Here is a 14384-nt window from a genome sequence, read left to right on the forward strand (position 1 = left end):
CGCACCTCTCACGGTCTCGGTTGATGCCGAGAGAGCAGGTTCTGCTTTCCCAAGACCGCTCTAGGTTTGCTTCCTTCGCCGAGTTAATCCAGTCCGTATGAGAATCAATGTGTCTGCTGTTGGCGAATCTTCCCAAACCCACACGTACCTGCACGTCGGCGGCCATGAAGCGCGAGGACAGAGCAGGTGCCTTCTAAGCACCCGCTCCATCACACCGGCTTCCAGTAATACCGCTGCAGAGCTAGAGCCAACCTTTCTATCGGACTTGATTGGCTGATGTTAGGGCTGTCCACCTGGCATCGCCCGGGACGATCCGTTAGCCCTGAGGCTGTGGCTTACGCGCAGGGCGGCGATTAGATCGACGCCGAGAGGGCCATGCGGGAGAGGCCGCGGCCGCGTTGCGGTGGATAAGCGGTCGGTGGACCGGTGGCACCGGCAGTGGCGGGAAGGCGACCAGATCTGGGTCCGCTAGAAGAGATCTCCGTGGTAGCGGAGGCTTAGGGAGAAACGAATTCGCAAACTTGAGACGACATTGAAGCGAGGTCTCCTGGTTCACGGAGGGCAAATCAGCAGGGGTGGACGCTAACCTGGTGAAGGCGTTCATCAGCCGACTGTTCAGTGGACTACAGCAGCCGGCCCGTAGGACGATCGAGCGCAACGATGAGGCCGTGAAAAAGGGAGGCCGCAAACAAAGGCAACGCGGCGGCTCGAGGACCCTGGCTCGTATTCGAGGACGAGGTTAGGAATCACCGAGACCGCCGCGCGCAGCAGCTGGGGCTTAGGTAAATGCACTCCGGAGAGAGTGTCGGTGCCGATGCCGTGGCTGGCCCATCCGGCGGGACCCAGAAGACTTCGGTAGTAGAGCGCAGCAGATTCCTCAGGCCGGGAAATTTAAACGCATGGCGATCACCCGTCACCCTATTCAAGACCAAAGATCGACTGCTGACCAGGGCCAGGATCACGAGATTGCCTACGGCGCACTTTCTTGGCGAGGGTCTTATCGTATCCCCGTGTGTGGTTTCGCTTGTGCCGTTCCTTAACCACCTCACTTGTCGGGGCGGTGGCCCGGTCCACAACGATGGATACGGACATTCCTTCCTCTGCTCGCTCCATACCGAGCGCCCTCAGATCGTCGAGCGTGGTGCCCACTGTGCCTACGAGCCCATTCTTCACGAGTTGAGTGAACTCAGTATTTCCCAAATACCGCTCGACATACCCGTACCCGAGGCGGCTACCCTGGTTCGGACCGCTCGTCACATCGTCATTCAACAGCATTCGCGCATATGGCACCGGGAGATACATGCCTGGCGCCGGCCCTGGGTCGGCAGTTTCCTTTTGTGACCAGTAGGCAAGTTTAATAAAGCAGGGGTCCGAACCCAGACGCCATTCGTGAGGCGACGATGGCACTTTACTCATTGCGGCCACTCGGTCCAAACGATCCATCTGTCCAAGGAGTTGCTTATCCGCATACATCCACCGTGCGCCCGCCTCAGAAGGGAGCCGCTTCACTTGCACAAGAATGAAACTCTGAGTGGCCTCGTGGTAATAGATCAGGTCTGCACCGAGTCGAGATTCCACTGGCGTTGCGTTGATATTCGCCACCTCGATACGGCTGCCGAGATGTTCGAAGACATGAATGTCACACCGGAACGACGCCCCGGTGGCACCGCCTCCGGAAGGCCACCCGGCCTCAGTGAACACGTCCGAATGGAAATCGATGTGCCGGGCATCGTTTTCGATCAAGCCCTGTTCAAACGGCTCCGGGATGAGCCCGGCCAAGTGAGGAGCATCCGGGTCACTCGGGCGCCGCCAGGCTGCGAGCCGCGCTGGAGGGATGTTGGCGATGGCCAGACCCAGGCGCGTCATGTCGTACTGCTCCTGCCAAGCACGATCCTCTGAGCGCCGAGGGTCGAACGGGTCGGGCTCGGCCGCCTCACCCAAGAAGTCGAGCATCCTTCGCAGCACGTCACCCTGCCGAGCCAGACCCTCCAGCAGAACCTCGGAGTCCTCGTCTTCGAGCACCGTGACTTCACTCGTCCAGGCACTTACAAGGGTGCGCCGGAGAGGAAGCGACATCTCGTCACTAAGTGATCGCATCAGGACTGGCACCGGGGTCTCCCGCACCAACTCGACGGTGATGCGGGAATCAACGGCCGCCACCTTGTCCCCACGAGGCTGCCGCACGACTCCCAGCCAGCGCAACGGACACTGGTCGGCCTCGCCGGCAGACCGCGTGACGAGCAGAGCAATGTGGGGCGTTCGATCGCTAGGTAGAGAGGCTGTAGCAACTGTTTTCGTGAAGGACTGCTTGACCAGCAGCTCCTCATCGATACGGTCCAACTCTTTGGCACTAAGAGCGATGACGTAAACCATGCACGGAGCGTACGTGGAGCGACACCAGCACGTCACCCAATACCTCGCAAGACAGGCGTACCCCCACTCGCCGGGGTGGAGCTGCCGCCCCGGCGAGGCCCTTCAGTGAATCCGTTAGCGATCGAACGGACTAGCTTCTGCGGCGTCGGCCGCCTGTCAGCATGCTGACCGCCTTCGGCCGGGTCGGCGCACAGCCAGAAACAAGGCGTCCACAGCACGCTGTCCCATCCCTCACGCGCCCCGCAGAATGCCTAACCCCTAGCATCTCAGTTCTGGAGAAGCAGGCCGGGGACCCTGCGTGCTGTCGTACCTAGGAATCCACCTGTTGATCGACCGCTGCTTCGTAGAAGGCATCCGCGAGGGCGATGATGATGGAGTTGATAGCCGGCCCGTCGGTGAAGAAGTAGTCAGCCATCGTGTTGTGGGCGTCCTGGTTATCTGCGACCGCCTCCGTGACGGCTGCCTGGAAGTCCTGCGACTCCACGAACTGCTTCTTGGAGTTCACCTTGGTCTGCTTCACCAGGTTCGGGTCGGCGAGCAACCGCTGGACGAGGCCCTGCACGAACTCCCTGATCTGGTACTCGGCGAACGACTCGGCGCCGAAGAGGTCGTTCATCTTGTCTATGACGACCTGGAGCGCGACATACTTCGGGTCCTTCTTCGTTCCCGTGCCGGCGGCGCTGATGCCCTTCAGTTGCCCGTCGCCCACGAGTGAGATGTCGACCGGGATCGCCCTGTTGTGCTTGACCCCGACCAGCACCACGTCGGAGAGGTCGACGTCGGCCGCCCACGCGGACTCGGCGATGACCTTCTCCAGCAGGCGCAGGAAGATCGAGAGCATCTCCATGTAGGGGTCGCCGTAGTCGACGATCTGGGACATGAAGTCATAGAGGCGTACGTAGGTGGAGACGTCCTTGCGGAACAGGTCGAGCGCCTGGAGCGTGACCTTGTCCTCTTCCTCGATCGCCCGCGCGTAGCGGCGCCGGAAGTCGTGCTGCGCCGGGCTGATCGCCGCCGAGAGGGCGTTGTTGCCCTTCCGGGTCACCCACAGTTCAGCGACCTTGCGGACGTCGTCCTCGGTGTAGATTCCGGCCTGGGCAAGCTTGTTGGACAGGTGGACGACGACGTACGGGTCGGTCTCGGTCTCCAGGGCCGCGTTCTTGAAGTACGGCTCGAAGGCCGCCTTGATGTCCTCGGGCTTGTTGGCGAAATCGATGACGAACGTCTTGCGCTTCTGCTCCCCACCAGCGGTGCGGTGGGTGCGGTTGAGCCGCGAGAGCGTCTGCACCGCGGCGACCCCCGACAGCTTCTTGTCGACATACATCGCCGAGAGTAAGGGCTGGTCGAAGCCGGTCTGGAACTTGTTGGCAACCAGCATGATCTTGTACGTATCACCCTTGAACGCGGCCGCCAGATCAGCCCCGGCACCGGGGTTCATGTTGGCCTCGGTGAACTCGTCATCCTTCGACGGCTGCGGGCCCCAGTCGCTGTGCCAGGTCTCGTCCTCGGCCATCGTCACCCCGGCAGAGAAAGCGACCAGGGTGCGATAGTTGTACGAGGCGTCCTCGGCGCTGCGCCTGGCGATGTAGGTGTCGATGGCCCGCTTGTACTTCACCGCGGACTTGCGCGAGTCGGTCACCACCATCGCCTTCGCCTTGCCTTCGAGGAGGTAGGCGACGTTGGAGTGGAAGTGCTCGACGATGATCCGCACCTTCTGGCTGATGTTCGTCGGGTGGAGCTGCACCCACCGCATCAGGCCCTTGCGGGCGGCGCCCTCCTCGACCTCCCCTCCGTCACCGCTCTCTGCCCTGCCAGCGATCTTCAACGCGGTGTCGTAGTGCTGGTAGCCCTTGAGCACGTCGAGGATGTAGCCCTCCTCGATCGCCTGCTTCATTGAATACAGGTGGAACTCGTGCGGCTTCCCGTCGGCGCCCTTGCGGCCGAACAGCTCCAACGTCTTGTTCTTCGGCGTCGCAGTGAAGGCGAAGTAGGAGATGTTCTCCGACTCGGCCCGCTCGGTCATCTCCGAGGCCAGCAACGACTCCACACTGATCTCGCCACCATCCTCGATCTCCTTCACCTCTTCAGCAGTCAGCACCTGCTTCAGCTTCGAGGAGATCTGACCCGACTGGGAGGAGTGCGCCTCATCGGCGATGACGGCGAACCGCTTGCCCTTCAGGCCGGCGTCGCTTCGTATCTCGTCCAGCGCATGCGGGAAGGTCTGCATCGTCACGACGATGATCAGCTCACCGTTCTTCAACGCCTGAGCCAGCAGACCCGACTTCGACTTCGCGCCGGCCTTGCGGACGTCTTCGGGGCTGATAGTTGCGACGATCTTGCCGGTGCCGTCGATCTGCCGGATCGCATCCTGCAACTGGGAGTCGAGCACCGTGCGGTCTACGACCACGATGACCGAGTCGAAGACCTTCTGGTCATCGACATGTAGCCGCGCCAGCCGATGGGCTGTCCAGGCGATGGTGTTCGTCTTCCCCGACCCGGCCGAGTGCTCAATCAGGTACCGCTGCCCGACACCCTCCTCCTTCACCGCCTCGACGATGCTCGTGACGGCCTCCCACTGGTGGAACCGCGGGAAGAGCATGCTCGTACGCCGCACCGAGTTGCCGGTGGTGACGTCCCACTCCTCCTTAGTCTGCACGATCATCAGCCGCCCGATGATGTTCAGCCAGGCGTGCTTCTCCCACACCCGCTCCCACAGGTACGCCGTCGACGACCGGCCGTTCGCGCCGGGCGGGTTACCGGCACCGCTTTCGAAGCCGATGTTGAACGGCAAGAAGTGGGTCTTTTCCCCCTCCAGCCTGGTGGTCATCGCCGCCAGGTCGTTCGAGACCGCGAAGTGCACCAGAGCCCGGTGGCCGAACGACAGCAACGGCTCCGGCCGCCCGTTCGTCAACGGGTTGCGATTCTGCTTGTACTGGTTGACCGCCTCGTCCAGCGACTGGGTGAAGTCGGTCTTCAGCTCCACCGTTGCCACCGGGAGCCCGTTGACGAAGTACACCAGATCGATACTGCGCTGGTCAGCGGTCGAGAAGTGCACCTGCTGCACCACCCGCACCCGCATCGCCTCGTAATGCGCCGTCGTGGTCTCGTTGAGCGACGTCTCCGGACGGAACTGCGCCATCTTCAACCGGCCGCCACCGATGTACTGCACCCCGTTACGCAGGATGTTCAGCGTCCCGCCGCCATGTTCCAGCGGCCGGTCGAGCGCCGCGGTCAGCACGTCGAGGAACTTCGCCTGCGACCCCGCCGCCTTCAACGCCTTCTCGTACGCCGGCCCCTGCGTCACCTCCAGCCACGCGAACAGATCCGCCGGGAACAGCGCCCGCTCCTGGTCGTACTCACCGCCATCACGGTCATTCTTCGAGTACAGCCAGCCATGTTCCCGCAGGTACTCGCAGATCTCCGTCTCGAAGACGACCTCGTTGTGGTCGGCCATCACGCCACCTCACGTACATCGATCTGCCCCGTCACCGCCGCCGTGATCAACGCCGACCGCCGTTCCCTAGAGAGCTCGATGAACCGCTCAGCCTCCGCAACAAGCTCGTCAATCTTGGTCGTCTGCTCGTCGAGGTACGCAACGATCTGGCGCTGCTCCGCAAGAGTCGGCAACCAGATCGGCGTTGTGCGCAAGATCGGAAGCCGAACGTTTGCCACTGTCGAGCCATTTGCCGAAAGCACGAAGTGGTCCTGCACACGGTCCGAGTAGATCTGCCACAACAGAAACTCCCCCACGCAAACTGTGTCGTCGATCCGTAGCAGGACCATCCGCTGGCCAAGGCAGATCTGCTCATTGGGAACCATGCATGCCTCACCGGCGGGCGCCTCACGCGTGAACAACACGTCGCCGACGGACGGTGCACCCCCAGCGTTCCGAGCCTTCCAAGTCTCCGCGCTGACGGACAGTCCGTTTCCCGGCCGGAACTTTCCATTCCTGACCGAGGCGGTTCGGACTGCCTCGTATGCGCCGTCAACCGCAACTTCCGGCGTCGTATGTGGGCAATCGACGACGTCCGTGCATGCGTTCTGCAGTCGGGCGTTGAGCGGCTGAATATCGAAGACTCCGTCGACAAGCGAGTGGCGGCGCTCGTGGAGCAACTCGATCAGCCGCTGCTGCTCCTCGATGAGCGTGTCGATGCGGGCCGTCTCGCGGTCGAGGTAGTAGGCAATGGCTCGCTGCTCGTCGGCCGGGGGCAGTACCAGAGGAATGCGAGCGAAGGTGCTCCAGTTGCGGAAGTCAACGCTGCGCTCGCGGACGTTCGGCGCCTGGGTGGCCAGGAAGCCCGAGGTACCAAGGTGACGTAGGAGGCGGGCAAGGTAAGCGGGATCGTCGCCCGCCACAGGCTCACAGACGTGGTAGACGGGCGAACCGTTGCCATGACTGTCCGAGACGCCGACGGCACCGGCAAAACCGTCGAGGGCGTGGAAGACCAGGTCACCGGGATAGATCTCCTGATAGCCGTTCTCAGTATCGGAGAAGGTATAGCCGCCCTCACGGCGGTTCGAGCGCAGAGTGACTGTGCCATCCCGATAGGCGGTGATAACGCCGAGCCCCGACTGAGCAGGTCGGTCCCAGGGGCGCAACACTCGCCGCACCGTTATCTCACGCCAGTCGGGCGGCGGCGTGGTGATCACTGCTCCACCTCCCGCAGCAGGTCGAGGATCTTGGCGACCTGCTTCTCCAGGTCGGCATCGATCTCTGCAAGGGGGCGGGGTGGAACGTACTTGTAAAAATGGCGGGTGAAGGGGATCTCGTAGCCGGTCTTGGTCTTGGCCCAATCGACCCAGGCGTCAGGAACGTGCGGCTTCACCTCCGCGTCGAAGTACGTCTGGATGACTTCACGCTCCCCTGCGGCGCCGACGGTTGAGCCGCCGTAGGTGAAGGGCACGTTCTCGATGTCACGCTTCTTCGAGTCGGGCTTCGGGTTGCTCTTCCGGTCGACGACAGGGTTCCCGTCCTCATCGAGTAGGGGACGCTCGACGGTGATGGTCCAGTAGCCGAACTCGTCGTTGCGAAGCACCTTGGAGAAGTCAGGGTCGCCCTCCTCGAAGTCGGCGTACAGCCGCACGACCTCGGCGCGGTCACGGCCGCTGATCTCGCGTCCCTTGGACCCGAGGTTCTTGCGCATCTTGGTCCAGAACGACGTGCCGTCGATGAGCTGGACCTTGCCCCGGCGGTCGGGGTGCTTGGTGTTGTCGAGGATCCAGATGTAGGTGGCGATGCCAGTGTTAAAGAACATGTTGGTCGGCAGCGCGATGATCGCCTCGACCAGGTCGTTCTCCAGCAGCCACCTGCGGATGTTGGAGGGGCCGGACTCAGCAGCACCGTTGAAGAGAGGGGAGCCGTTCATGACGATGCCGACGCGGCCGCCGCCATCCTCGGGTCCGCGCATCTTGTGGGCCAAGTGGAGCAGAAAGAGCATCTGGCCGTCCGAGGTCGCGGGGAGTCCCGGCGCGAAGCGGCCGAAGGGGCCGGCGGAGTCGCGCTCCTCCTTGACCGCCTTGGCGTACTGCTTCCAGTCCACCCCGTAGGGCGGGTTGGACATGCAGTAGTCAAACTGACGCCCCTTAAAGGCGTCGTCGGTAAGCGTGTTGCCGAAGGCGATATTGGTCGCGTCGTGGCCCTTGGCGAGCAGGTCGGACTTGCAGATGGCGTACGACTGCGGGTTGTACTCCTGGCCGTACAGGCTCAGCTTCGCCTCGGGGTTCTCGGCAAGCAGGTGTTCCTCTGCCAGGGAGAGCATGCCGCCGGTGCCGGCAGTGGGGTCGTACAGCGACCGGATGATGCCGTCCTCGGTGAGGTCAACGTCCTTCTCTGCGAAGAGCAGGTCGACCAGCAGCCGGATCGCGTCGCGCGGCGTGTAGTGGTCTCCGGAGGTCTCGTTCGCGGCCTCGTTGAACTTGCGGATGATGTACTCGAACGCATCCCCCATGTCCGCGTTGGACACCTCGTCGGGGTGCAGGTCGACGTCGCCGAAGGACTGGACGATCTCGCGCAGGAGCCCAGCCTTCTCCAGGGCCAGAATCTCCTTCTTGAAGTCGAAGGACTCGAACACGTCCACGTCGGCGGAGAACCGGTCGATGTAGTCAGCGAGGTTGTCCGCCAGCCCGTCCGGATCGGCCAGCAGGTTCGCGAACTCGTAGTTGGAGGTGTTGTAGAAGCTCCGCCCCGTGACCTTCTTGACCTCGACCTTGAGCCGGTTCGGGTTCTCGTACCTCGCAGCCAGCTCCCGTACCGCCGCGCGGTCCGGCTCGAGGATGCAGTCGAGCCGTCTCAAAATCGTGAACGGGAGAATCACCGTCCCGTACTGGTTGGGGCGATAGGGGCCCGAAGCCGGTCAGCAAGTGACCAGATGAAGCTACCGAGCGTGCTCACAAGGTTCCTTACGAGAATCGTCTAGCAGTGCCGATCACTCTGCCAGAGGCAGCAGCCAGCGTCCCATGGTTCAGCTTTGGGACCTCCTCGACGTGCTCTTGCCGATCGCCCCCGGAGCCTGCGCGTGCTGCCGGAGCGGAACTTCCCTAAGTGTTGGAAGATGGCATATCGAAACAGGCCCGGCGGACTTCCACTACGGCGAGATGAAGATGCGCCGGCACGGCACCGAAACACCTCTGGGCAAGCAACTGCTCCAGAGCGTGTACTGGACAGTGTCCGGATAGGAGCTGCGGGTCGTTCGTGCCCTCAGCGCCAACTGACTCCCCATCAGAACGAGCGTCAAATGAGCGTCACGAGCGTCATCTCAGCGTCAAGATATCGCCCGTAACGCCCACACGGCGCATACCGCGCATCCACAAAACCCCAGGTCAGGCGTCCTTCTTCACCGGCTCAAGGATCGCCACGCACTCCACGTGGTGCGTCATAGGAAACAGATCGAACGCCCTCAGCGTCCGCACCCGGTATCCCCGCTCCCCGAAATAACCCAGGTCGCGGGCCAGGGCCGCCGGGTCGCAGGCGACGTAGGCGATGCGGCGGGCGCCGAGGCCGGTCAGGTGGTGGACCGTCTGCTTACCGGCGCCGGCGCGCGGGGGGTCGAGGACGATGAGGTCGACCTCGGTGATGCCCGTGCGCGGGAGGACCGATTCGACCTTGCCCTGTTCGATGCGGACGCGCGGGAAGTCGGCCAGGTTGTGGCGGGCGTCCTCCACCGCGCGCTTGCCGGACTCGATGCCGAGGACCGCGCCCCGGTCGCCGACGCGGTCGGCGAGGGCGCCCGCGAAGAGGCCGACGCCGCAGTAGAGGTCGAGCGCGGTGTCGCCCTTGCGCGGCAGGAGGCCCTGCATGACGGCCTTCATCAGGGTGTCGGCGGCCTTCGGGTGGACCTGCCAGAAGCCGCCGCTGCCCACCCGGTGGGTGCGCTCGTCGGCGCGCTCGCGGACGAAGGCGCGGCCGTGGACGCGGTGGACCCCGCCGTCCTTCTCGTCGACCCGCATGACCGAGACCGGCTTGTCCAGCTCGACGAGCGGGAGGCGGGCGCCCGGGCGCGGGGTCAGGATGACCTGGCGGTCGTTCGAGCCCGAGGCCGCGATCGCCTCGACCGACGCCATGCCCTCCCAGGTGCGCTTCTCGACGCCCAGCTCCGAGACGCCCTGCGCGGCGATCATGCAGTGGTCGACGACCTCCACGTCGTGGGAGCGGTGCTTGCGCAGGCCGGCGCGGCCCTCGGGGTCGATCGCGTACTGGACGCGGGTGCGCCACTGCGGGACCTCGCCCGCGGGCAGCTTGTCGCCCTCGGCCGGCATGACCGTGCCGTCCCAGCCGGCCTCCTCCGGGGTGAGCCCGGCAAGGCGCAGGAGCTGTTCCGCGATGACCTCGCCCTTGAGGCGGCGCTGGGCGCCGGGCTTGGCGTGCTGCCAGTCGCAGCCGCCGCACTTTCCGGGGCCGGCGAAGGGGCAGGGGGCCTCGACCCGGTCCTTGGACGGGTCGAGGATCTCGACCGCGTCGGCGCGCAGGAAGCGGGAGGTCTCCTCGCCCTCGGTGACGCGGGCGACGACCCGCTCCCCCGGGAGGGCGTGGCGGACGAAGAGGACCCGGCCGGCCTCCGTACGGGCGATGCAGTGGCCGCCGTGGGCGACCGGGCCGACCTCGACCTCGTACTCCTCCCCGACCAGCGACGAGACAGGGGTGTTCTGCATGGCGGGGGCGCTCCAGACGAGAAGGGGGAAGAGACGCGTGGGCTGCCGTTCGGACGGCAGCCCACCAGTCTAGTTGTTCTTTTTCGGTTGTTCTTTCCGGCCGGTCCAGGCGTTCCTCTCGGACCGGCTAGTTGCTCTTTCCGGCCGTTTCCTTGTGGCCCTTCTCCACCGGGCCCCGGCGGACCGCGCCCGGCGGGTTCCACTCCTGGCGCTTCCTGGCCCGCTTCCGCGCGGCCTCGGAGGACCGGAGCTGGTACGGGACCGAGGTCACCATCACGCCCGGGGTGAAGAGGAGCCGGCCCTTGAGGCGCAGGGCGCTCTGGTTGTGCAGCAGGTGCTCGTACCAGTGGCCGACGACGTACTCGGGGATGTAGACGGAGACGGCGTCGCGCGGGCTCTCGCGGCGCAGGCTCTTCACGTACTCGATCACCGGGCGGGTGATCTCGCGGTACGGCGAGTCGAGGATCTTGAGCGGGACGTTGATGCCGCGCCGCTCCCACTCCTCCTTGAGCGCCTTCGTCTCGGCCGGGTCGACGTTGACGGTCAGCGCCTCCAGCTCGCCCGCGCGCATGAGCTTGGCGTAGGCCAGGGCGCGCAGGGTCGGCTTGTGGAGCTTGGAGACGAGGACGAGGGAGCGGACCCGGGAGGGGCGCACGTACTCGTCGGGGCGCTCCTCGGCGGCGGCGATCTCCGCGGCCACCGAGTCGTAGTGCCTGCGGATCGCGGTCATCGTCCCGTAGAAGATCACCATGCCGAGCAGGGCGACCCAGGCGCCGTGGGTGAACTTGGTGGCGAGGACGACGACCAGGACGAGGCCGGTGAAGAAGGCGCCGAAGGTGTTGATCGCGCGGGAGCGGATCATGTGGCGGCGCTTGGCGGGGTCCCGCTCGTCCTTCAGGTGCCGGTTCCAGTGCCGGACCATGCCGATCTGGCTGAGGGTGAAGGAGACGAAGACGCCGACGATGTACAGCTGGATCAGCCGGGTCGAGTCGGCTCCGTAGATCCAGACGAGGAGGGCGGCGGCGCCGGCGAGGAGCACGATGCCGTTGGAGAAGGTGAGCCGGTCGCCCCGGGTGTGGAGCTGGCGCGGCAGGTAGCGGTCCTGGGCGAGGATCGAGCCGAGGAGCGGGAAGCCGTTGTACGCGGTGTTCGCGGCCAGGAAGAGGACGAGCGCGGTGGCGGCGGCGAGGACGACGAAGAGGAACGTCCCGTCGCCGAAGACGGCGGCCGCGACCTGCGAGATGACCGGGTCCTGGACGTAGTCCGGGCCGACCGGGACGCCGTCGCGGAGCAGGTCGTGCGCGGGCTTCTCGGCCATCCGGACGTCGGTGGCCATGGCCAGGAAGATGATGCCGCAGAACATGGTGACGGCCAGGCCGCCCATGAGGGCGAGCGTGGTGGCGGCGTTCTTCGACTTGGGCTTGCGGAAGGCGGGGACGCCGTTGGAGATGGCCTCGACGCCGGTGAGCGCCGCACAGCCGGAGGAGAAGGCGCGGAGCAGCAGGAAGACGAGGGCGAATCCGGCCAGGCCCTGGTGCTCGGGCTTGATCTCGAAGTCGGCGGTGGGCGCCTTCATCGTGTCGCCGAGGACGATGCCCCGGTACGCGCCCCAGGCGATCATCAGGAAGACGCCGGCGACGAAGACGTACGTCGGGATGGCGAAGAGGGTGCCGGACTCCTTCACGCCGCGCAGGTTCATCAGGGTGAGCAGCAGGATGACGGCTACCGCCGAGGCGACCTTGTGCTCGACGACGAAGGGGACCGCCGAGCCCAGGTTCTCGATGCCCGAGGAGATGGAGACGGCGACGGTCAGGACGTAGTCGACGAGCAGGGCGCTCGCCACGGTGAGCCCGGCCTTCGGCCCGAGGTTGGTGTTGGCGACCTCGTAGTCGCCTCCGCCGCTCGGGTAGGCATGCACGTTCTGCCGGTAGGAGGCGACGACCGTGAACATCAGGACGACGACCGCGAGCGCGATCCAAGGACTGAAGTGGTAGGCCGACAGACCGGCCACGGAGAGGACGAGGAGGACCTCGCCGGGCGCGTACGCCACCGAGGAGAGCGGGTCGGAGGCGAAGACGGGGAGGGCGATCCGCTTCGAGAGGAGCGTTTCTCCGAGCTTGTCGCTGCGTAGGGCCCGCCCGATCAGGATCCGTTTGGGCACGTCGGTCAGTTTGGACACGGAGAGGATCGTAAGCGTTCGAAAAGAGCCAAGTTCACCGCGACCCCCTATCCATACGGAATCTTTCCGTCTACCACCTCGGATGCGGTCCCCGTCGGTGTTGCCGCTTAAGCTCGGAGCGGGCGACCCGACAGGGCGTCGCCCGCCGCGGCCCGGGCGGATCGGGCGAGGAAAGTTGTGAGCAGGGTGTTTTCGCAGGTCAGCAGGGCGATCAGGAGTGCGGGGTAAGGGGACGTGCACATCGTCATCATGGGCTGCGGGCGAGTGGGAGCCGCTCTCGCGCAGACCCTCGAACAGCAGGGGCACACGGTCGCGGTCGTGGACCAGGACCCGACGGCCTTCCGTCGCCTGGGGTCGGGTTTCGGCGGTCGTCGCGTCACGGGCGTGGGGTTCGACCAGGACACGCTGCGCGAGGCCGGGATCGAGGACGCCGGGGCCTTCGCCGCGGTGAGCAGCGGCGACAACTCGAACATCATCGCGGCGCGGGTCGCGCGCGAGATGTTCGGCATCGAGAACGTGGCGGCGCGCATCTACGACCCGCGCCGTGCCGAGGTCTACCAGCGCCTGGGCATCCCGACGGTCGCGACGGTCCGCTGGACCGCCGACCAGATGCTGCGGCGGCTGCTGCCCTCGGGCGCCGAGCCGCTGTGGACGGACCCGAGCGGCGGGGTCCAGCTCGCCGAGGTGCACACCTCGCCGGCCTGGATCGGTCACAAGATCAGCCGGCTCCAGGACGAGACGGGGGTGCGCGTCGCGTTCCTGACCCGGCTCGGCGAGGCCGTCATCCCCTCGTCGCAGACGGTGCTCCAGGAGGGCGACCTGGTGCACGTGATGATGCGCACGGACGAGATCGCGAAGATCGAGGAGGCCTTCGCCGAGGGTCCCGAGGAGGGTGGTCACTGATGCGTGTCGCCATTGCGGGCGCGGGTGCGGTGGGCCGTTCCATCGCGGGCGAGCTCCTGGAGAACGGGCACGAGGTCCTCCTCGTCGACAAGGCGCCGACCGCCATCTCGGTGGAGCGGGTGCCGCAGGCGGAGTGGCTGCTCGCCGACGCCTGCGAGATCACCTCGCTCGACGAGGCGGCGCTCCAGCGCTGCAACGTGGTGATCGCGGCGACCGGCGACGACAAGGTGAACCTGGTCGTCTCGCTGCTCGCCAAGACCGAGTACGGCGTGCCGCGGGTGGTCGCCCGGGTGAACAACCCGAAGAACGAGTGGCTGTTCAACGAGGCCTGGGGCGTGGACGTGGCCGTCTCGACGCCGCGTCTGATGTCGGCCCTGGTCGAGGAGGCGGTGAGCGTCGGCGACCTGGTCCGGCTGCTGCGCTTCAGCCACGGCGACGCGAACCTGGTCGAGCTGACGCTCCCGCCGGAGTCGGCCGTCGCCGGCACCGCGGTCGGGGACGTGGACTGGCCGCAGGACACCTCGCTCGTGACGATCATCCGCGGTTCGCGGGTGCTCACGCCGAGCCCCGAGGAGACACTGGAGGCCGGTGACGAGTTGCTGTTCGTGGCCGCGCAGGCCCGCGAGGAGCAGTTGGAGGACCTGCTCCAGGTGCGCCGCGAGACGCCCTGACGGCAGGCCGTCGTACGGGAAGGGCCCGGACCTGTTCGTCAGGTCCGGGCCCTTCTTCGCACACGTGCTCGGGGCCTCGCGCACGTACTCGCGTACGGGCGGGGCTCAGG

At 65.5% G+C, this 14384-nt stretch carries 8 protein-coding genes; 2 read left to right on the forward strand and 6 right to left on the reverse strand.

Features of this window, described 5'->3' with window-relative positions; all coding sequences use genetic code 11:
• Window positions 1-918 precede the first annotated feature (918 nt).
• The 6 genes from ACWGSR_RS26120 to ACWGSR_RS26145 all read right to left on the reverse strand — a co-directional run bounded on the left by ACWGSR_RS26120 (window position 919) and on the right by ACWGSR_RS26145 (window position 12700).
• Window positions 919-2373 carry a hypothetical protein gene (locus tag ACWGSR_RS26120; protein ID WP_376242054.1) on the reverse strand — a complete coding sequence of 485 codons (1455 nt, stop codon included), beginning with the start codon at window positions 2371-2373 and terminating at the stop codon, window positions 919-921.
• A gap of 310 nt (window positions 2374-2683) precedes the next feature.
• Window positions 2684-5827 (reverse strand): type I restriction endonuclease subunit R, encoded by a 3144-nt coding sequence (locus ACWGSR_RS26125; protein ID WP_453569480.1) that lies wholly within the window; start codon window positions 5825-5827, stop codon window positions 2684-2686.
• A complete protein-coding gene (locus tag ACWGSR_RS26130) occupies window positions 5827-7023 on the reverse strand; it encodes a restriction endonuclease subunit S (protein ID WP_453569483.1) in 1197 nt (398 codons plus the stop codon). The genes ACWGSR_RS26125 and ACWGSR_RS26130 overlap by 1 nt, the downstream gene beginning before the upstream one ends.
• The gene (locus tag ACWGSR_RS26135; RefSeq protein ID WP_453569486.1) at window positions 7020-8687 is read right to left on the reverse strand and encodes an N-6 DNA methylase; all 1668 of its coding nucleotides are present in this window, start codon (window positions 8685-8687) and stop codon (window positions 7020-7022) included. Before ACWGSR_RS26135 ends, ACWGSR_RS26130 begins: the two co-directional genes overlap by 4 nt.
• Before the next feature lie 505 nt (window positions 8688-9192).
• On the reverse strand, window positions 9193-10521 hold the full coding sequence (locus tag ACWGSR_RS26140; protein ID WP_376242061.1) for a class I SAM-dependent RNA methyltransferase: 1329 nt from the start codon (window positions 10519-10521) through the stop codon (window positions 9193-9195).
• 127 nt (window positions 10522-10648) lie between these two features.
• Window positions 10649-12700: an APC family permease gene (locus ACWGSR_RS26145; RefSeq protein ID WP_453569489.1), complete on the reverse strand. Its 2052-nt coding sequence runs from the start codon at window positions 12698-12700 to the stop codon at window positions 10649-10651.
• Between the two features lie 234 nt (window positions 12701-12934).
• Here ACWGSR_RS26145 and ACWGSR_RS26150 point away from each other — a divergent pair, with 234 nt between their 5' ends.
• Entirely contained in the window at window positions 12935-13603 is a 669-nt protein-coding gene (locus ACWGSR_RS26150; RefSeq protein ID WP_453569492.1) for a potassium channel family protein, read from the forward strand.
• Window positions 13603-14274, forward strand: a complete 672-nt coding sequence (locus ACWGSR_RS26155) for a potassium channel family protein (RefSeq protein WP_453569494.1) — start codon at window positions 13603-13605, stop codon at window positions 14272-14274. Before ACWGSR_RS26150 ends, ACWGSR_RS26155 begins: the two co-directional genes overlap by 1 nt.
• Window positions 14275-14384: the final 110 nt, after the last annotated feature.

It is taken from the genome of Streptomyces sp. NPDC055632 (genome assembly GCF_053618675.1).